This window comes from Desulfobacula phenolica (assembly GCF_900105645.1).
Taxonomy (GTDB): domain Bacteria; phylum Desulfobacterota; class Desulfobacteria; order Desulfobacterales; family Desulfobacteraceae; genus Desulfobacula; species Desulfobacula toluolica.
In genome coordinates this window covers 1-20,980 of the sequence record NZ_FNLL01000016.1, presented here as the reverse complement: position 1 = coordinate 20,980, position 20,980 = coordinate 1, and the positions used below count along the sequence as shown (strand labels likewise).

Annotated in this window: 16 protein-coding genes and 2 pseudogenes; 10 read left to right on the top strand and 8 right to left on the bottom strand. The window is 40.8% G+C overall.

Annotated features, from left to right (window positions below):
- Positions 1-90: 90 nt before the first annotated feature.
- Genes BLT94_RS19415 through BLT94_RS19405 form a run of 3 tightly spaced genes read right to left on the bottom strand, consistent with a single transcriptional unit; the run spans position 91 to position 3,254 of the window.
- A complete protein-coding gene (locus tag BLT94_RS19415; RefSeq protein ID WP_092237845.1) occupies positions 91-2,190 on the bottom strand; it encodes a CHASE2 domain-containing protein in 2,100 nt (699 codons plus the stop codon).
- A 2-nt stretch (positions 2,191-2,192) separates the two neighbouring features.
- Complete coding sequence (locus tag BLT94_RS19410; RefSeq protein ID WP_175530426.1) at positions 2,193-2,789, bottom strand: OmpA family protein; 597 nt, start codon at positions 2,787-2,789, stop codon at positions 2,193-2,195.
- Positions 2,790-2,807: 18 nt separating this feature from the next.
- A complete protein-coding gene (locus BLT94_RS19405; protein WP_175530425.1) occupies positions 2,808-3,254 on the bottom strand; it encodes a FecR family protein in 447 nt (148 codons plus the stop codon).
- A 311-nt stretch (positions 3,255-3,565) separates the two neighbouring features.
- On the opposite strand from BLT94_RS19405, the gene ileS reads away from it, so the two are divergent.
- Genes ileS through lpdA form a run of 6 tightly spaced genes read left to right on the top strand, consistent with a single transcriptional unit; the run spans position 3,566 to position 11,804 of the window.
- Positions 3,566-6,361, top strand: a complete 2,796-nt coding sequence (ileS, locus tag BLT94_RS19400) for an isoleucine--tRNA ligase (protein WP_092237836.1) — start codon at positions 3,566-3,568, stop codon at positions 6,359-6,361.
- 40 nt (positions 6,362-6,401) lie between these two features.
- The gene (gene lspA / locus BLT94_RS19395) at positions 6,402-6,887 is read left to right on the top strand and encodes a signal peptidase II (RefSeq protein WP_092237937.1); all 486 of its coding nucleotides are present in this window, start codon (positions 6,402-6,404) and stop codon (positions 6,885-6,887) included.
- A 4-nt stretch (positions 6,888-6,891) separates the two neighbouring features.
- Positions 6,892-7,668 (top strand): prolipoprotein diacylglyceryl transferase, encoded by a 777-nt coding sequence (lgt, locus tag BLT94_RS19390; RefSeq protein ID WP_092237834.1) that lies wholly within the window; start codon positions 6,892-6,894, stop codon positions 7,666-7,668.
- Positions 7,649-8,959: a DNA polymerase III subunit delta gene (gene holA / locus BLT94_RS19385; protein WP_092237830.1), complete on the top strand. Its 1,311-nt coding sequence runs from the start codon at positions 7,649-7,651 to the stop codon at positions 8,957-8,959. The genes lgt and holA overlap by 20 nt, the downstream gene beginning before the upstream one ends.
- Positions 8,922-10,337 carry a pyruvate kinase gene (gene pyk, locus BLT94_RS19380; RefSeq protein ID WP_092237827.1) on the top strand — a complete coding sequence of 472 codons (1,416 nt, stop codon included), beginning with the start codon at positions 8,922-8,924 and terminating at the stop codon, positions 10,335-10,337. Before holA ends, pyk begins: the two co-directional genes overlap by 38 nt.
- A gap of 33 nt (positions 10,338-10,370) precedes the next feature.
- Positions 10,371-11,804, top strand: a complete 1,434-nt coding sequence (gene lpdA / locus BLT94_RS19375; protein WP_092237824.1) for a dihydrolipoyl dehydrogenase — start codon at positions 10,371-10,373, stop codon at positions 11,802-11,804.
- Between the two features lie 94 nt (positions 11,805-11,898).
- Here the strand turns inward: lpdA and lipA are convergent, their stop codons facing one another.
- Genes lipA through gcvH form a run of 5 tightly spaced genes read right to left on the bottom strand, consistent with a single transcriptional unit; the run spans position 11,899 to position 16,758 of the window.
- Positions 11,899-12,765 (bottom strand): lipoyl synthase, encoded by an 867-nt coding sequence (gene lipA / locus BLT94_RS19370; protein WP_092237822.1) that lies wholly within the window; start codon positions 12,763-12,765, stop codon positions 11,899-11,901.
- 11 nt (positions 12,766-12,776) lie between these two features.
- Complete coding sequence (gene lipB, locus BLT94_RS19365) at positions 12,777-13,577, bottom strand: lipoyl(octanoyl) transferase LipB (RefSeq protein ID WP_092237819.1); 801 nt, start codon at positions 13,575-13,577, stop codon at positions 12,777-12,779.
- A complete protein-coding gene (gene gcvPB / locus BLT94_RS19360) occupies positions 13,562-15,019 on the bottom strand; it encodes an aminomethyl-transferring glycine dehydrogenase subunit GcvPB (RefSeq protein WP_092237817.1) in 1,458 nt (485 codons plus the stop codon). Before gcvPB ends, lipB begins: the two co-directional genes overlap by 16 nt.
- Positions 15,019-16,353, bottom strand: coding sequence for an aminomethyl-transferring glycine dehydrogenase subunit GcvPA (gcvPA, locus tag BLT94_RS19355; protein WP_092237814.1), 1,335 nt, complete (start codon positions 16,351-16,353; stop codon positions 15,019-15,021). Before gcvPA ends, gcvPB begins: the two co-directional genes overlap by 1 nt.
- Positions 16,354-16,359: 6 nt before the next feature.
- Positions 16,360-16,758, bottom strand: a complete 399-nt coding sequence (gene gcvH, locus BLT94_RS19350; RefSeq protein ID WP_092237811.1) for a glycine cleavage system protein GcvH — start codon at positions 16,756-16,758, stop codon at positions 16,360-16,362.
- A 471-nt stretch (positions 16,759-17,229) separates the two neighbouring features.
- Between gcvH and BLT94_RS19345 the strand changes: the two genes are divergently transcribed.
- The 4 genes and pseudogenes from BLT94_RS19345 to BLT94_RS22760 all read left to right on the top strand — a co-directional run.
- Positions 17,230-17,892, top strand: coding sequence for a DUF1638 domain-containing protein (locus BLT94_RS19345; protein ID WP_092237808.1), 663 nt, complete (start codon positions 17,230-17,232; stop codon positions 17,890-17,892).
- Positions 17,893-17,927: 35 nt separating this feature from the next.
- A complete protein-coding gene (locus tag BLT94_RS19340; RefSeq protein ID WP_092237805.1) occupies positions 17,928-18,155 on the top strand; it encodes a hypothetical protein in 228 nt (75 codons plus the stop codon).
- 657 nt (positions 18,156-18,812) lie between these two features.
- A pseudogene (locus BLT94_RS22765) lies at positions 18,813-19,253 on the top strand (methyl-accepting chemotaxis protein); the annotation flags it as partial.
- Positions 19,254-20,045: 792 nt separating this feature from the next.
- Positions 20,046-20,729: pseudogene (locus tag BLT94_RS22760) on the top strand (methyl-accepting chemotaxis protein); the annotation flags it as partial.
- Between the last annotated feature and the right edge of the window lie 251 nt (positions 20,730-20,980).

Here is a 20,980-nt window from a genome sequence, read left to right as displayed (position 1 = left end):
ATCTTTGTTGTGAGAAAGCCAGGTTGAAAGACCAAGCCTGCCCGTTGCGGTTACATGAAAGAACTTTTAACCTGCTGAAATTAATATTTTTCATTTTTTGTTGTGGCGGCTTGATCTGCCATGGCCGTTATTTAAAAATACTTTATCTTCTTCAGATTCAGCAAATTCTATCGCTATTTTTCTAAAACATTCATGTACATGAATAAAAACATCAATGAGATCTGGATCAAAGTGAGTTCCTCTACCTTCTTTTATGATATCGACAGCCTTTTCATGTTTCATGGGTTTTTTGTATGGACGCCTTGAGATTAGTGCGTCATATACATCGGCAATTGCCATCAGTCGCCCTGAAAAAGGGATCTTTTCACCGGAAATACCTTGAGGGTATCCACTTCCATCCCATTTTTCATGATGAGTGTAAGCAATGTCAAGAGCGGTTTCCAAAAAATAGTTTCTCTCAGCTTTATTTAAAGCAGAATCAATGATTTTTTTTCCACAAGTTGTGTGTTCTTTTATCTCTTCAAACTCTTCTTTGGTAAGTTTTCCAGGTTTTAATAAAATAATATCCGATACACCCACTTTGCCCACATCATGGAGAGGGGCGGCTCTGCAAATGGCATCTGTTTCCTCTGGTGTTAAAATTGTTTTATATTTTTCAATTATCAATAGTTTTTCAGCCATAATCTTAATGTAGTTTTGAGTTCTCCTGATGTGTCCGCCGGTTTCCTGATCTCGTGTCTCTGTTACCGTTATGATTGCTTCGATAATAGCTTCCTGCATCTGGGCAATTTCTTTTTCTCGTTTGCTCCTTCTAAGTTCGGAAATATAATATTTGAGCAGATAGATAATGGAAAAATTCAAACCAAGGGACATGGTAGGATAAAGTGGTGATATAAATATACCATTAGATGCAAAGAGGGCTTGGGCACCAAAAAAAATTCCGGCTCCCCCAATTGCAAATACAGCCAACCCTTTACCGGCGTTAAGCCGGATAAAAAGAAAAGCGACAATCAATCCGGTTATGAGGACAATGGCAATTTCCATTACCTTTACCCCGTGAGGCTGATTAAGAAAATTTTCTGTTAGAATATTGTCTGCAATATTGGCGTGAACTTCCACTCCCGGAAAAGTTGAATCAAAGGGGATGTGATGATTATCTTTAAGCCCGGCAGCAGAAGTCCCTATAAAAACAATTTTATTTTGAAATTTACCTTGAGGGATGTTGTCGCTCAGTATATCTGCAGCGGAGACATATTCAAAGCTGCGAAAAGGCCCCCTGAAGTTGATGGGAAAATATCCATGATCATCTAATGGTATAAAAAGTTTGTCCAAAAGAATGCCTTCCACACCATATTCGGAAACCATAAGTACTTGGCTCTTGGGACTCAAAGCCAAAATTAGTGTTGCCAAGGATAGGTTGGGATAAATATTTCCTTTGTATTCCATCAGCAAGGGTGCTTTGCGCAAAATTCCGTCAGCATCAGGATTCATGTTTATAAAACCGGACATTTGCACGGCATCGTCAAAAATAGGCAGATTACAGACAATACCATCCGCCTTAAATAAGTTTAAATTATCTTCACAGGCTCCTTTATCATATTTGACAATTACCTTTAAGGGGTGCAATTTGCAATTATAAGATGATTTTTCACCTGTAAAAGTTAAATAAATACTTGGGACAAATTTTCCTTGAGCCAGGGCATTTACCAGGAATGTATCATTATCATGAAGATAGTTCGGAATCTCTGAAATTTTGATTTTAAAATCAAACCGGTTTGATAAATCTTCATAAATATTTTTTAAAGAAGTTCCATCAGGTTCAGAAAAAAGAATGTCTATTCCCACGGCAAGTGGAGCATCTTTGTTGATTTTTTCCATAAGATCAGCTACTTTAAATCTGGACCAGGGCCACTGCCCGTATTTTTTAAGGGCTTTTTCATCAATATCAACAATTAAAGGAATTCCGGTTGTGGTTGCATTGTGGGAAGACCATAAATAATGGTCGTAAATTTTAAGGCTGATGCTTGAGAATACTGGAAGATTCAGGGCACAAAGAATTGTAAATATTAATGTTGGAAAAAGTCCGGCCAAAAAAAAGAGCAGCGCTGTCCTTTTATTTTTAGGCCGGATTGCATGGTATAAATTAAAATTGTAGACGGGTATTTTATCATTTGCAGTCGAATTGTTCAATTTTACCTGACAGAAACTTCGACTCTTCTGTTTTGAGGTTCTGAAACATTGTCACCGGTTGGAACAAGAGGTGCTGCTTCTCCGTGAGATGCCACTTCGATTAGTTCAGGATAAACCCCAATGGCCAAAAGTTCCTCTTTAACTTTAACAGCCCTTTGCCAAGAGAGTTTTAAATTGTTTTTATAATTTCCCTTGGTATCACTATGTCCAATTACGGACACGTCGCATGGGATTCTTTTTTTTATATTTTTCAGGATGTCGGGTAATTTGTTTTTTGATTCCTGGGTAAGGGTGGTTGTTCCTGAAATGAAGTAAAGAATATATTTGTCAGGAGCTTGGGGGAGAACTTCCAAAGCCTCATTAAATGTTTTATTAACTTCCTCTGCAGAAATAACAACAGGCACTTTGGGCGCTTTTGCCTTTGCAAATCGAACGGATTCGAAGGCCTTTGTCAGCTTAACCTCTCCAACATTATTGTATAGGGTAATCGCCCCCACTTTGCCGCCAGGATCAGGCATAAGCACAAATAGATCCTTTTTAGCAGAACAGGCGGCCAAAAGAGTTAAGGTAAAAAGAAATATGCCAAGTTGTCTATACATTTCAAACCTCATAATTTATTATTTTGATTCAACTTCGACCAAAAAAAAAGTACCTCTGATTCCAACCGTAGCCGTTGGCGTTTTAAACTTTACAGACGTGGGGGAAAATTTGCCGATGGCTCCTGAAAGATACGAGGCTGTTCCCTGTACCATATCGGTCAAAAAAGCGAATTTACCTTGTTCCGGGTTGAAAATATAGTCGTTAATAATGATTTCACTATCCGGGCCAAGGGAAATCCTTGTATTGTCTGTAAATATGATGCCCATGGCTCCATTTTTTCCGGTGATAATTTTATCCCCTTTATGGATTCTGACTCCGTCTCTGGCCGTGATTTGATCCCCGTTTCGAAGAACAGCCCCCGAACCCTTAACGTTTCTAAGTCCGCCAACATAGTTCTGGGCAAAGGCTGATGCTTCAAAAATTGAAAAAATAATAACAAGCAGAAAAGTTATTCTTTTAAACATGACCATTCCTAAATTTATGAGAGATTATTCATTTTTTCGTCTGTCAGGACATTTTTTCGTCTGTCAGGATAGGATCATTTTTAATATGAAAAGTCAATTAAAAATTTTGAAGGAGCAGAATCTGTGAGTGTAATAGAATTAAAGACACACAAGAAAAGTTACTTTGATGTTTATATTTGCAACAACTATAATTTTTATGACACAGTTGCTATAAGGTAAAACGCTTGTTATTTCTTGACATTTTACCAATTTGTCCGTACAAAGAAAAGTTCAATTATTGAAAATCAACTGATCCGAATATCGGAGGAATAATGGATTATAAAAAAACTTTGAATCTGCCTTCAACAAAATTTGCCATGAAGGCCAATCTGCCACAACGCGAACCCCAGCAATTAAAAGAATGGGAAGAACAAAAAATTTATCAGAAATTAAGGGAACAATCCAAAGACAAGCCTCCTTTTATTCTCCATGACGGCCCTCCGTATGCAAACGGTCATTTGCACATGGGACATGCAATCAATAAAATTTTAAAAGATATTATAATCAGATCCAGGCAGATGGCCGGATTTAATGCCCCATATGTTCCGGGTTGGGATTGCCACGGACTGCCCATTGAACATAACGTGGACAAAAAACTGGGCAAAAAGAAAAAAGATATGACAGACGTCCAGGTTCGACAAGAATGCAGATCTTATGCGGCCAAATTTGTTGATATTCAAAGAGATGAATTCAAGCGATTTGGTGTTATGGGAGAATGGGATAATCCTTATTTGACCATGAACTATCCTTACGAAGCCAGGATTGCCAAAGAGTGCGGAGAGTTTGCATTGTCCGGGGATATGTTTTTAGGCAAAAAACCCATTTACTGGTGCTGTAATTGCAAGACAGCCCTTGCCGAAGCCGAGATTGAATATCATGATCATACCTCTGCGTCCATTTATGTAAAATTTCCAGTCAAAGATGATCTGTCAGCCCTTCTCCCGGATGTTGAAGATGATATATTTGTCGTGATCTGGACCACAACGCCCTGGACCATTCCGGCCAATTTAGGGGTATGCCTTCATCCTGATTTTGTGTATGCGGCAGTCCAAACTCAAAATCAAGGGGTTCTGATCGTTGCCAGGGATCTGGCAGACCAGGTGATGAAAACCGTTGGAGTTGAGGATTATACTATTATAAAAGAGATCTCTTCCAGAGAACTTGAAAATAAAAAATGCAAACACCCGATCTATGACAGAGATTCCTTGATCATTCTGGGTGACCATGTAACGCTTGAAGCCGGAACAGGCTGTGTTCATACTGCACCCGGCCATGGCGCAGATGACCATGTTGCAGGCAATAAATACGGACTGGAATGCTATTCACCGGTTGAAGACAATGGGGTATTTTCAAAAGATGTTGAGCATTTTGGCGGTGAATTTATTTTTAAGGCCAATAAGAATATCAATGAAAAGCTTGCAAGCTTGAATCTTTTGCTGAAAAATGAAAATCTTTCTCATTCCTACCCACATTGCTGGCGGTGTAAAAAACCGGTAATATACCGGGCAACGCCTCAATGGTTTATCTCAATGGATAAAATGGCCCTTCGGCAGAAAAGCCTTGATGAAATCAACAATGTTCACTGGATTCCGTCATGGGGCCGTGAAAGAATTTATGCCATGATCGAAAACCGGCCGGACTGGTGTCTGTCACGGCAGCGATCCTGGGGAGTTCCCATCCCGGTATTTCATTGCAAAGACTGCAAGCAAGTTTATGTTACACGAGAATCTGTGGATAAAATACATGAATTGTTCACTGAACACTCTTCTGATATCTGGTTTGACAAGGATGCAAAATTCTTGATGCCCCAGGGTGCAAAATGTGAACAATGCGGATCGACTGAGTTTACAAAAGATCACAATATCCTTGATGTTTGGTTTGATTCCGGCGTCAGTCATGCGGCTGTTCTGGATGAAAGGCAAGGCCTTCAAAGACCTGCGGACATGTATCTTGAGGGAAGTGACCAGCACAGAGGATGGTTTCACTCTTCTTTGCTGACCAGTGTTGGAAGAACCAAAAAAGCACCGTATAAAGCTGTTCTCACCCATGGATTTGTTGTGGATGAAAAAGGGCATAAAATGTCCAAGTCTGTTGGCAATGTCGTGGCACCGGATTCGGTTATCAAGCAGTATGGTGCGGATGTATTAAGACTCTGGGCAGCTTCGGCCGACTATCGGGGAGATGTGAGTATATCCAATAACATTATCAAACAATTGTCAGACGCATACCGGCGAATCAGAAATACCTGCAGGTTCATGCTGGGCAATTTTTCAGATTTTGATATTACAAAGGATTTGAGACCCATCAAAGAGATGTCCGGGCTTGACAGGTTTATTCTTCACCGGCTTCATCATGTGGTAAAGAAAACTCTTTCATCGTATGATAATTATGAATTTCATACCATTTATCATACTCTGCATAATTTTTGTGTGGTGGATCTGTCTTCTTTTTATCTGGATATTATTAAGGACAGGCTGTATACCTCACCTGCGTCTGACCCGTTAAGGCGTGATGCCCAGACAGTTATGTTTATTATTCTGGATGCCGTTGTAAAAATCATGGCCCCGATTCTGCCGTTTACAGCCGATGAAATTTACCGGCATATTCCTAAAGGTTTGGATCATAAAGAGAGTATTCACCTTGATTCCATGGTTGAGCTCAATGATGAGTGGGAAGACAAAGAGCTGGCAGATATTTGGGAAAATATCAGAACCCTGAGAGGGGAAGTGACAAAAGCCCTGGAAGAAGCAAGGAAAAATAAGCTGATAGGCCATCCCCTGGATGCAGCTCTTGAAATCAAACTGCCGGATACACAATTGAAAGCGCATATTCAAAAATTAAATGAAAATCTCAGTGATATCTTTATTGTCTCACATGCAGTGCTGGTAGAGTCCATTGATGATGCCTCATATCAGGGACAGGAGATTGACGGTCTTGCCATAAAGGTCAATAAGGCAACCGGCGTCAAGTGTGAGAGATGCTGGCGGTTTGCCGAAGGTATCGGCTCTGATGCGGATTATCCAACCGCCTGCGAACGGTGTTCTGCAGCATTAAAAAAGATAGTGTAAATTGAATATCAGCTTCTCAAACAAAACAGGTGACAAAGCCTTGAAAAACATATGGCTTAGATTGATTCTGGTCAGCGGTGGCATTGTTGTCGCTGACCAGGTCACCAAGTATATGATCAAGCTGAATTTAGCTTTTTATGATCATATCGTTGTTATTGAAAAATTTTTCAACCTGACACATATACTTAATCCGGGGGGTGCTTTTGGCTTTTTTGCATCCCAGTCCCCTGGAATCAGAAAATTTATTTTTCTGTTTATGTCGTCTATGGTTGCGCTTTTTGTTTTGTGGTTTTACAAACGGTGTGCCGCAAACTTTGTCTTCCTGTCCTATGGACTTGCCTTGATTTTCGGTGGTGCCATTGGAAATCTGATAGACCGGTTCCGATATGGAAAGGTTTTGGATTTTCTTGATTTTTATATTGGGTCTGCCCATTGGCCGGCATTTAATATTGCCGACAGTGCCATCAGCATTGGGATGGGCATATTAATTTATCATATTCTGTTTAACAAAATTCCTGATTTTTAAACTTATGCATCCTATTTTACTTCAAATTTACGGTTTTAAACTTTACACCTATGGGCTTTTTGTTGCCATCGGGTTCATGACTGCTATCTGGATTTCAAAGAAAAATGCAAGATCCCATGACATATCCGATCAGACCATTACGGATGTCTTTTTTATTATCCTGGTGTCCGCACTTGTCGGCGCACGGTTTTTATATGTATTGATCAATTTTGACGCATATAAAAACAATTGGCTGGATATCTTTAAGATCTGGAACGGGGGGCTGGTTTTTTTTGGTGGATTTCTTGCCGCCGTAATAGTTACGGCTGTTTATCTTAAAATGAGAAATCTTAACATCTGGAAAATTGCAGATATCATTTCACCGGGCGCAGCCTTTGGCCATGCCATGGGAAGAATCGGCTGTTTTTTTGCCGGATGCTGCTATGGAAAAGAGTGCGATCTGCCCATAGCTGTTAAATTTACAAACCCGGAGTCATTGGCTCCCATTGGGGTCTATCTGCATCCGACCCAGCTTTATTCGGTGCTTTCAAACATGATTTTGTTTTTTATTCTCCTGTGGCTGCAAAAAAGAAAAAAATTCAACGGCATGGTATTTTTAAGCTATATTATGCTCTATTCTTTGTTCCGGTCTATTATTGAATTTTTCCGGGGTGATTTTCGGGGAACCTTCTTTTTTAATTTTATATCCATGTCACAGGGAATAGGATTTTTTGTCTTTGTGATTGCCCTTATTATTATACTTAAACGGTCAAACCTGTTTTATGGCCCAAAAGAAAAATAATAATGTTAAATTTTATGAACTGGAATCCTTTCTAAGTTCTGTTAATCAAAATGATATCCCCCCTCTGGTTCTTATTTACGGGGAGCCTTATCTGATCCGTGAGTCATTCAAAATAATATCTGCCTTTTTGCTTGGATCTGAACAGAACCGGTTTGCTATAGAAACCCTTGAAGGCGGATCTGTTTCCATGGGTGATATCATTGAGCAGGTGTCCACGTTTTCATTCCTTGTTTCCAAAAAAATTGTGGCAGTCAAAAATATTCCCTTGTTTCAGGCACAGCAGGGTGGCCCGGAAATAGGTTTTTCTCCGGCAGACCTTGATCGTTTCATGGATTTTATTGAAAAAGGGATACCTGAAAATCATTTTTTGATTTTGACAACTCCCCATATTGATAAAAGAAAAAAGATCTATAAAACTATTGCCGACATGGGCTTGGTTATAGACGGTTCTGTTGCAACAGGAGCAAGAAAAGCAGATGTTGATGAGCAAAGATCTGTTTTGCAAACTGTTGCCGGCAAGATTTTAACGCGCTATAAAAAAACCATGGATAATCAGGCCTTCAACTCTCTGGTGGAGTTGACAGGGTTTAACATGGAACTTTTTGCTCAAAATCTTGAAAAGCTGGTTGTTTATTCCGGGAACAACAGAACAGTTTCAATCACAGATGTAAAAGCTGTGATTATAAGAGATAAAAAAGATCCGATTTTTAATTTAACAAATGCTTTTATGGAAAAAAATGTTACAAAAACACTTTTTTATTTAAATTCACTTTTTAATGAGGGTTTTCATCCTCTACAGATCCTGAAATCCTTTGAAAACCTGATTCGCAAGCTTATCCTTGTAAAATCTTTTACCCGGCAATTTTCTCAAAATCATACCATTAATTTTAAAAACATCAATTTTAATTCATTCAAACAAACTGTTATGCCAAAAGTCATCCAGCATGATGAACGGACAAAGTCAGACATTACAGCCAGAAATGAGTATTTATCAAAACAAGATCCAAACGATAAAAAGCCCTTAAAGAAAAAAAAAGAGACATCCAACGATCTTTTCCTTGCACCCAATTCCAAAAATCCATATCCTGTTTTCCAGGTATTTCAAAAGTCTGAAAATTTTTCTTTTATTGAACTCAATCACGCACTGTTTTTTTTAAGCGACCTGGATTACCAGCTAAAATCTTCATCGGTTGACGCAGTAACAAAAATTGAATGCTTTATCATCAAAAGTTGCAGTAAAGGAGGATTTGAATATGCCCAGGAAAACAAAAATCGTCGCCACCATATCTAATCTAAATTGTTCACCAAAATTTATTGAAGGGCTTTATAAGGCAGGCATGAATGTTGTCCGGCTGAACACGGCCCACATGACACATGATGATGCGCTGGAAGTGATTGAAAACACACGAAAGGTGTCGGATAAAATAGCAATTTTACTGGACACCAAAGGCCCTGAAATTCGGACCTGTAAAAATAACACCCCCCTGGCCGTAAAATACGGTGACATGGTAAGAATCAAGGGGGCTCCTGGTGAAACATCAACGGATGATATCATCTGTGTGTCTTATGAGGATTTTGTCAAAGATATTCCCGTAGGCAGTTTTATACTCATTGATGACGGATATATCGCCTTGACGGTCATGAAAAAAGATGATGAATATTTGAGCTGCCATGTGGAAAATGACGGGGTGATCAATGCCAGGAAAAGCATCAATATTCCTTCGGTTCATGTAAAACTGCCGGCTTTAAGTGAAAAAGATAAAAAATTTATTGAATTTGCAGCTGATAATAATCTGGATTTTATTGCCCACTCTTTTGTGAGAAATAAAAATGATGTACTGGCAGTTCAAAAGATATTGGATACAAAAAATTGCGCCATAAAAATCATTGCAAAAATAGAAAATGCCGAAGGGGTAGAAAATCTGGATGAAATTCTTGATCATGCTTATGGGGTGATGATTGCAAGAGGGGATCTGGCCGTTGAAATTCCAACAGAGCAGATCCCGCTGATTCAAAAACAAATCGTCAGTACCTGCATTGAAAAACGCAAACCAGTGATTGTTGCCACCCAGATGCTGCATTCCATGATTGAATCACCCAGGCCCACAAGGGCAGAAGTGTCGGATGTGGCTAATGCCTGCCTGGATCATACGGATGCCCTAATGCTTTCAGGGGAAACAGCCAATGGAAAATATCCGGAAACAGCTGTCAGAACCATGGCAAAAATCGCACAGGAAGTGGAGAGTAAAAAAAGCAGCTTTCTTGATGTCCCCTATACTCTTGAAAATAAAATAACAGCTTATCTTGCCAAATCTGCAGTTAAAGCCGCCTTGAGGCTGAATACAAGGGCGATTATAGCTGGCTCATTAAAAGGAAAAATCATTCTTTCCCTTGCCGCCTACAGGGGTGACAGCCCAATATATGCCCAGGTATACGACAAGCGTTTAATGCGGCAACTGGCTCTCTCCTTTGGGGTGTTCGCCGATCATATCCCTATGGATACGACCAGCACTGAACCCTTAAAAACAGCTATTTGCAGGTTACTGAATGAAAAACAATTCCAGGCGGATGATTTGATTATTATCCTTGCCAGCAGTTTTGGCGTTGATCAGGGTGCCTCTTATATTGAAATCAGTACTGCCAAAAAATTTAAGGAAAAATGCAGTTAATTTAAAATAATCATAATTTAACCGGAGTTATTTATGACAACAAAACTCATTGTCATCGGTGCAGGTCCCGGCGGATATGTTGCCGCACTTAGGGCTGCTGCTCTTGGAGCAAAAGTCACACTTATTGAACAAGAAAATCTGGGCGGTACCTGTTTGAACTGGGGGTGTATTCCATCAAAGATCATGAAAAATTCGGCAGATATTTTTCTTAAATTTCTCAAAGCAGAACAATTTGGCATCAATGTTCAAGGTAAAATAACTCCTGATATGCCGGCCTTGATGCAAAAAAAGAATAAAATTCTGGACACCCAGAGAAAAGGGATAGCCGGCTTGTTAAAACAAAATGGCATTGTCGTGGAAATGGGCAGGGCGGTTATAAAATCATTAAAAAGCGTTGAAGTTATTTTTGATGACGGCAATAAAAAAGAGCTTGAGTATGAAAAATTGATTATTGCCACAGGAACAACGCCATTGAATGTGCCGGATTTTCCCTTTGATCATGACCGGGTTATATCATCCAATGATCTGTTGCAGATTGATCACATACCTGAATCCATGGTGATTGTCGGGGGCGGGGTGATTGGATGCGAGTTTGCGTTCATATTTTCAGCTTTAGGTTCCAAGGTGACCATTGTTGAGGCCATGTCACGATTGCTTCCATTGCCCTCAGTTGATGAAGACTGCTCCAAATTGCTGCTCAGAGAAATGAAAAAAAGAAAAATTTCTGTATTCTGTGATACCATTGTCAAATCTTTGGAAACAAAAAATGATCAAATTTTTATCCATCTTGACATATCCCCGTTTACAGACAATCCAAAACCCAAGAAATTAAAAACAAGTGTTATCCAATCTGAAAAAATGGCGGTCTGCATAGGAAGGTCTGCACTCTCTTCTGATTTGGGGCTGGAAAATATTGATCTGAATACAACAGCACAAGGATGGATTGATGTTAATGAGCGCCTGGAAACCAATATCAAAGGAGTGTATGCCATAGGAGATATCCTCGGGCCTCAAAAAGTAATGCTGGCCCATGTGGCATCTCATGAAGGGATTGTTGCGGCCCAAAATGCCATGGGCAAAGACAGTGTCATGAATTATGATGTCATTCCAGGAGGTATCTTTACCATGCCGGAAATAGGTACGGTTGGATTGAGTGAGGTTGAGGCCAAGAAAAAAGGGTATGAGGTGGAGGCGTTCAGTGTTAATTTCAGGACTCTTGGCAAAGCCCAGGCCATAGATGAACTGGCAGGAATGGCAAAAATGATTGTTGAAAAAAAATCAAACAAGGTGTTGGGTGTTCATTTGATCGGTGCCCATGCAACCGATCTTATTGCCGAAGCAACCCTTGCAATCCAAAAAGGGTTAAGTGCCGAGGATATCGCCCATACCATCCATGCCCATCCCACCCTGGCTGAGATTATGGGAGAAGTCTCTTTAAAGGCTGCCGGTATGCCGATTCACGGATAGATTTGGGTTTATTGGGATTGTGTTTCCTGTGTTGCGGGCTAACCCGTATAAAATCCAGGGTCTGCCCGTGTTCGTGATGACTTATGGGAACTGTTCAGGTTTCAAATAAATCCTGTGCATTATAGGAGCTTCGAACAAAAGGCCCGGCAGCTACTTTTTTAAACCCAATTTGCCTGGCTTTTTGTTCAAGCAGTTTGAATTCTTCGGGAGAATAATATTTTTGAACATCCAGATGCTCTCTTGTGGGCTGAAGATATTGTCCTATGGTGATGATATCACAGCCATAATGAAAAAGATCCTTCATGGTTTGCTCAAGTTCTTTGATGGTTTCTCCAAGACCGACCATTATACCTGATTTTGCTGGTATTGAACTGTTTATGGCTTTGGAATTGCGTAAAAGATCAAGAGACTGCTGATAATCGGCTTCTGGCCTTGCACGATAATACAGTGAGGTAACCGTTTCAATATTGTGGTTCAACACGTCCGGTTTTGCAGATAATACAATTTTTAATGCTTCAACATTTCCCTGAAAATCAGGGATTAAAACTTCCACTTTCGGGTTGCCCGGAAGGGTGGATTTTAAGGCGTGGATAGTATCTGCAAAATGGGCGGCACCGCCATCTTCAAGATCATCTCTTGTCACGGATGTCACCACGACATAGGTTAAGTTTAAATCACGGGCGGCCCTGGCAACCCTTGCCGGTTCATCCGGGTCAACCGGCAAGGGGATGCCGCAGACAACATTACAGAACCTGCAGTTTCGAGTACATTCAGATCCTAAAATCATAAATGTGGAAGTGTTTTTGGAAAAACATTCGAACATATTGGGACAGTTGGCTTCCTGGCACACCGTATGCAAGCCCGCATTTGACAGAAGGCTTTTGACCCGTTGATAATCTGAGCCTTTGGGAAGGCTTTTTTTAAGCCATGAAGGTTTTTTTTGTCTTTTTCGGGACTGCATCGCTCCTCCTTTTAAGATAATGGATTATGGCGGTAACAGGTTTCAAATCTGTCCTCTTGCCCAATTGTAATTGAATAATCAAATACAAATGAAAAATATTTTACAAAAGCTTTCTTTATCCGGTCCATGGAAATATCATCATGATTTTCACCAGGGCTTGTACCAAGACTTTTACCAGGGTTTTTATTGGAGCTTTTACCAAGCCTTTTATTGGGCAGGCCCATTTCTTTTTTAATGGATGTCATGGATACATTGGTAAGCCCACAAGGATTAATCCATGAAAAAGGTTCAAGATCCGTATTGATATTCATGGCAAGTCCATGAAAGCAGATCCCTTTTTTGACGGATAACCCGACGCTGCCGATTTTTGAATTTCCCACCCAGATGCCATGATTTCTCGGATTTCTGTCTGCAGCAATGTTAAACTCCATTGCAGTGAGCTTCATGATCTCTTCAAGACCGTGGACAAAATCCTTTATACCGATTTTATTTTTCTCAAGGTCAATAACGGGATACATGACGGCCTGGCCGGGACCATGATAGGTTATGTTCCCGCCGCGATCGGTTTGAACAACATCAATGTTTTTCAAATTTAAAAATTTTCTTGAAACAGTTAAATTTTCTTCTCCGCCCCTTTTTCCAAGTGTGAATACACAAGGATGTTCCACAAAAAAAATCCTGTCTTTAATAAGATGGTTATCAACCTTTGATTGCAAGGTTTGTATCTGAAGATCAAGTGCCCTGCTGTAATCCATCAGACCAAGATCTGTAAATACGGCAGAGCGCTTTGATGAGTTTATCCTTTCAGGCATGGTTTCCTTGCTGCCGTCACTTCATCCATCCTTGTAACCTTGGACAGATGAGGAGCGGTTTTCAATTGTTCAGGCTCCTCCACAGCTTCTTTGGCAATGGATTTGACAGCGTCAATAAACTGGTCAATATCCTCTTTTGATTCGGTTTCCGTGGGTTCCACCATAAACGCGCCTTCAACCACAAGTGGGAAATAAACCGTGGGGGGGTGAAATCCGTAATCCAGAAGTCGTTTTGCCATATCCATTGTGGTAATGTGGTTTTCTTTTTGCAGCTCGTCATTAAATACGCATTCGTGCATGCAGGGGCTGTCATAGGGCAGATTGAGCGTGCCTTTCAGGCTTTCTTTGATATAATTGGCATTGAGAACGGCAAGTGTGCTGGCATCTTTGAGTCCTTTGCCTCCCATGGAAAGAATGTAGGAATAGGCTCGGATCATGACGCCGACATGTCCGTAAAAGGTATGAAGCCTGCCGATGGTATCCGGGCAGTTTGTCTCAAACCTGTAGGAATCAAGTTCTTTGACCACTCTTGGTATGGGCAAAAATGGTTCAAGGGCTTTGACAACCGCTACTGGTCCAGATCCCGGGCCGCCTCCGCCATGGGGAGTTGAAAATGTTTTGTGAAGATTAAAATGAAGGACATCTATACCGATTTGCCCCGGTTTTACAATCCCCATAATGGCATTCATGTTGGCACCGTCTCCATACACAAGTCCGCCCTTGGAATGTACGATCTCTGCAATTTCCTTGATATTGGATTCAAAAAATCCCAAAGTATTGGGGTTGGTCACCATGATGCCGGCCGTGTCTTCATCCATGACGGCTGCAACCGCTTCCGGCTCAAGAATGCCGTCTTTTCCGGATTTGATATTAACGGATTTATACCCGCAAAGGCTTGCACTGGCAGGGTTGGTGCCATGTGCCGTGTCCGGGACGATTATTTTGGAACGCTGTTTTCCGTTTTTTGCATGATAGGCATGGATCATGAGTATGCCTGCAAATTCCCCGTGGGCACCGGCAGCCGGTTGAAGGGTTGCAGCATCAAATCCGGTAATCCGGACAAGATATTGCTCAAGATTATACATCATCTCCAACGCGCCCTGGGAAAATTCTTCTCCTGCAAAGGGGTGGGCACCGGCAAATCCCTGGCGGGCCGCCTGAACTTCATTGGTTTTGGGATTGTACTTCATGGTGCATGACCCCAAAGGGTACATGCCTGAATCCACTCCAAAGTTCCACTGGGAAAGGCGGGTGTAATGCCGGACCACATCCAGCTCAGACAGCTGGGGCAGTTCAGGTGCATCTGCTGTGAGGCTTTTGTCCAGAACTGCACGTTCAACATCCGGTTTTGGCAGGGATACGGCACACCGCCCTTCACGGCTTTTATCCCACAGCAGCGGTTCATTAAACACAAGACCGCTTGTTCCAGGTTGCTGACTCATTATTGCACCTCCTTTGCCAGTTGATCAATGTCGTTTTTTGAAATTGTTTCGGTTGCACAAAACAGATAATGCTGTTTGAGTTCAGGATAGAAAGGTTCAAGGTTCAGCCCTGCAAAAATACAGCTGTCCTGAATCATGGCAGATCTTTTCTGTTCAAATCCTTTTGGTACTTTTAAAACAAATTCATTGAAAAACGGAGTGTTAAATCCGGGTTCAAACCCTGATTTCAGCAGGCTGTTTTTCATATACTGGGCTTTGTCATGATTTTGCTGTGCAATTTCCCGGATGCCGATTTTTCCAACCGTGGCAAGGTAAATCCCGGCAGTCATGGCATTTAGCCCGTTATTGGAACAGATATTGGAAGAGGCTTTTTCTCTTCTGATATGTTGTTCCCGAGTGGCAAGGGTCAAAACAAATCCGTCCTTTCCGTTTGCATCTTTTGTTTTTCCTACAAACCGGCCGGGAAGATTTCTCATTTGCTTTTTGGTTCCGGCAAGCAATCCCAGACCTGGGCCGCCAAATGATTTGGGGATTCCAAGGCTCTGGCCTTCACCTGCAACCAGGTCTGCACCAAAGCTGCCGGGGCTTTTCAAAAGCCCATAGGCCATGGCCTCAGTAAAAGAGACAATGAACAACCCTTTTTTTGCGTCTGCAATTGCTTTGAAGGCGCTTAAATCTTCTATGTTGCCGAAAAAATTCGGAGACTGAACAGCAATGCCTGCAAGATCTCCCATGGCTTCAATAGCGTCGATGTCAGTGAGTCCCTCTTTTGTATAGGGGATCTCAACCATTTCATAGCCTGCAGGGGCAAGATAGGTGTGAACAATCTGCCGGTGACTGGGATGAACCAGGGAAGATACGGCTATTTTTTTTGTTTTTTTGTTTTTTTTCAAGGCGATTAAGGCGGATTCCGCAAGAGCTGTTCCGCAATCATAATGGGATGCCGTGGCAATGTCCATTCCCAGCAACCGGGTCACCATGGTCTGGAATTCATAAATGCCTTGCAATGTTCCCTGGCTGATTTCAGGCTGGTAGGGGGTGTAGGCGGTCATGAATTCGGACCGGGAAATCAAATAGGGGACAATGGCCGGGATATAATGGTCATAGCTGCCGGCACCGATAAAACATTTGTAGTTTTTACAGGCGATATTGGCGGATGCAAGCGCTTCCATATGGGTATTGAGTTCCCACTCTGACAGGCTTTCCGGGATATCAATTTTCTCCTTTGTCCTCAGATCATCCGGTATGCAATCAAACAGATCATCAAGCGAAGAATTGCCTGTTACCTTGAGCATACTTTCAATATCTTCTTTGGTATGGGGAAGATAGCGCATAGGATCTTATCCTTTCAGCATTTCAAGGTATGCAGCTTTGTCCATAAGGTTATCCAGTTGTGAAACATCATCGGGTTTGATTTTGATAATCCACCCGTTATCATAACAGGATTCATTCACCATTTCAGGTGAATCCTCAAGGCTTTCATTGATTTTTACAACCTCCCCTGAGATTGGAATGTAAATTTCTGAAACCGCTTTTACCGATTCCACGCTTCCAAATTCATCTCCTATGGAAAAAGTGTCACCGATTTCAGGAAGTTCAACAAACACAATTTCCCCAAGCTGATCCTGGGCGTAATCGTTAATACCTATGGTTACCGTATCACCTGATAATTTTGCCCATTCATGGTCTTTTGTATATTTTACGTCATCTGCTAAATTGAGATCATTTATTTCCTTCATAAGAACCTCCAATATTAAATAAAAATTTTAATTATTTTTTTTGCCGTTTTCTACCTTTCGGTCCGGCCTGATATCGGCCATAATAGTGGCCTTTATCGCTTTTTTACCTTCTCTCAGGGTCAATAGCATACCAGATTTGAATTTTTTTGAAACCATTAAAAAGCCATAATTTAACCCTTTGTGGGTGAAATTTGAATCATAAGATGAAATTATCGTATAACGCTTATAACACCTATCTTTTTATCAAAAAAAGAGAGCAGGTAGCGTTACTTTTAAGAAACTATAAAAAAGTACCATTTTTTAAAACCAGTCAAAGCCTGGAGTAAAGAGCATGAATTGATAAAATAAAATTTATCCGGCTTAGAAGCTGTCTTCTTAAAAGCTGATTTTGATTTTTTTTCAATTCATGGCATAATTGTTGTTATGAATTTAACAGGCATGCAAATAATTATTTTAAAATAGGAAGGTAAAATGGAACAAAAATCATTTGGCAATACTGCAATAGTATCCTGTGGAACCTTGAGTCCTGAAATTAATTTTCTTGTAAAAGAAGGATTTCTTGATACCCGACACATTTTTTTTACACCCCCGGGTCTTCATCAGGATATTATGGAACTTGAAAAACAACTTATAAAATTCATAGAAAAAGCCAAGACCATTGCCAATGGGGTGATTGTGGTCTACGGCGGCAAGTACTGTTATGTTAATCCAGATAACCCGACCCGGTTAATGAAAACAATTATTGAGGAACAAGGGATGAATGTAGTCAGGATTGAGGCAACCCATTGTATGGGAATGCTTGCCGACGACAATGAAATGGAGCAGGCGGCAAATGAACTTGCCGGTGGTGAACCGGTCTGGTTTATGACACCGGGCTGGATAAAATATCGCAGACAGGTGTTTAAAGGCTGGGACAAAGGGGTTGCCAATGAAAATTTTCCAAGACATACCGGGGGTGCCATTGTTCTTGATGGTATTGGATACCTGGATCGGTATATGGAGGAAAGCCCGGAAGAATTTCTTGAATATTGTGACTGGATGGGAATACCCATGCAGTCATATCCAATTACGCTGGACCGGTTTAAAGGATTACTGACAAATGCGCTAAATGCTTTAACCAGCGATAAACCATGATATGTATATTGTCGCCCCCTGTAAAAAGATAAATCATGAATCTTGTTATTATCGGTGGTGATGCATCACAGATAATTGCTGCAAGCCGGTCAAAGAGAACTGATCCCAATATTGAAGTTGTTGTATTGGAACAAACCTATGATGTTTCGTATATTGCCTGTGGTATGCCCTATAATATCGCCAACCCGAAAAGAGACATGAAAAAATTTATCGTCAAAACAGCCTATATGTTTTTATATAAAACCCCGTCTAACATTTTGTAATAATGAGAGTTTTAATTTTTCTTGTTGTGGCAGATCAATCTGCCATGGCCGTTTATTGAGAATAATAAAATAAATCTTTTGACCGTGCATCGCGCAACAGCTATAGACCGTGAGTCAAAAAAAGGTAACCGTTATCACAGTGCAAGGAGACACGTTCAGCTTTGACTATTATAAATTATTTATCGCAACTGGCGCTTCCCCTGCTTTTCCCGATATGCAATTCGCCCGGGGGCATTTGATTATGGCCCCTGATTATGTATAGGGTTTTGCGATCCTATGCCTTTAGCCTGGATTCAAAAACGGTCTTAATTTCCTTTCAAAAAATTCATTCATCTGATTTTTATAAAATAACGAATTAAACACTGGACAATCAAATAATATATTGATAATACATATGAAATCAATCTTATTTCACGTCTCCAGTTTGTATTGTTCACAAATTGATCCGCCAATTCAAAAATATTGATCAGGTGCTGCCAACAAACACGATTTCATCCGTTCAGGGAGACTTGTAAATAATTATATTTTACTCAATGCTCCGTTTTTTTTTATTCTGATTTTTTAAAACAACTGTTTATCCAGCCTTTTTCAGTTTACTGAAAACCGGACAATTGAGTTTTATAAAAGCATTTAAAATCATAAAAAGGAGAAGAGCAAATGTTTAAAAACATGAAACTTGGTACGAAAATTTTCAGTGGGTTCGCCCTGGTACTTGTTTTTCTTTGTATCGTTGCCTTTATCGGGTTTAAAAGCCTGTCAGGAGTGATTGACCGGGTGGACAAGGCCGATGACGTGAATCGTATCGTTAAAATAATTTTGGACACTCGCCAGCAGGAGAAAAATTATATTATCAGGGGGGATCACTCTTATATAAAAAAAGTTGAAGAAGATATGGAAAAGCTTGTTGAACAGGCTACTAAAACAAAAAACAAGTTTGATCAGGCCATCAACAAAGACCAGATGGACCAGGTGATTGAAAAAGCAACTGCTTATTCCAATTCATTTAAGGAATATGTGGAACTGGATCATCAAAAAGAGAAGGCCATGGAAGAAATGCGCTCCATGGCAAGAAAAGTTTTAGCACAGTCTGAAGCCATCAGGGAAGATCAAAAACGAGAACTGGCTCAAGCAATGAAAAATTTTGCCGGCTATGATGTTATCAATGATAAGCTTAAAAAAGCGGATGATGCTAACAGGCTTATCAAATGGTTTATGGACGGTCGTAAAAGCGAAAAAGAATTCATCATAACCAAAGGAGAAAACAAATGGCGGGAGAATGTTGATACAAACATAGCAAAGATCCTGGCGTTGTCATATGATTTAAAATTACGGTTTAAACAAAGCCGGAATATTGAACAAATAACTTCTGTTATTGCTGCTATCCGGCAATATGATAAAGCGTTTAATAATTTTACAGAACTTATGAAAGCACAAGAAACTGCCGATAACAGCATGGTCAAATCAGCAAGGGGTGTCAATGAAGTCTGTACGTTAGCAAGGGTGGATCAAAAGGCAAAAATGGGACACCAGATTTCAACTGCAAACCGCATCATGCTAACCGGAACAATTATTGCGATTTTTCTGGGTCTTTTATTTGCATTCATTATAACAAGAACCATTACCAAGCCACTGAACATAGTAATCCAGGGCCTGGGCGAAGGAGCCAACCAAGTTGCCTCAGCTTCCAGCCAAGTGTCTTCAACCAGTCAGTCCCTGGCTGAAGGCTCTTCAGAGCAAGCAGCTTCCATAGAAGAGACCTCGTCCTCCATGGAGGAGATGTCTTCAATGACAAAGAAAAATGCTGAAAATGCAGGACAGGCCGATATGATCATGAAAGATTCAAGTCAGGTTGTCAGCGCTGCCAATGAATCAATGAATCAACTCATCCAGTCCATGAAAGAGATTTCAACCGCCAGTAAAAAAACTTCTAAAATCATAAAAACCATTGATGAGATTGCTTTTCAAACCAATCTTCTGGCGCTTAACGCTGCTGTTGAGGCTGCCAGGGCAGGAGAAGCAGGCGCAGGATTTGCCGTTGTAGCAGATGAGGTAAGAAACCTGGCCATGAGGGCGGCAAATGCTGCAAATGATACGTCTTCGCTGATAGAAGGAACCGTTAACAAGGTCAATAATGGTTCCAAGCTGGTTTTAACTGCCAATGAAGCGTTTGGTAAAGTTACTGAAAGTTCAGGCAAGGTAGCCGCTCTAATATCAGAGATATCACATGCTTCCAAAGAGCAGTCTGATGGAATTGAACAGGTTAATAGTGCTATCGGTGAGATGGATAAGGTTATTCAACAAAATGCAGCCAATGCCGAAGAGTCTGCTTCCGCATCCGAAGAGTTGAATGCCCAGGCAGAACAGCTCAAAGAATTTGTAGCAGATCTTGTTTCCCTTGTTACCGGAGACAAGAATAGAAACTCCGGAAGATCGTATGGGATAATAACCCGAACGATTTCAGAAAAACATGACGCGGCTTCAGGTCAGGGCAATAAATTTTTGTCCGGTGCAAATGAAGTCAGGTCAGACCAGGAGATACGGTTTGCCGGAGATGATGATTTTGAATCCTTTTAATTAGGTTCAGTATGACTGTCACGGGCAAACCCGGTCTTTCGCCCAGGTTTGTCCGCAAAAAAAATTAAGAATCTCTAAACAAAACAATGGCATCCCGGGCGGCAAGCTTATACGGATAAAACTTTTTTTAAAATAGTGTAAGCGTGTTTCTGTAAATTTGATCCTCCCCCAAAAAACTGGAGAGCGAGTTAAGCCACTTTTTTTAAGTTATACCATTCCTGCTCACAATGAGCAGGTGTTTTCCAGCCATT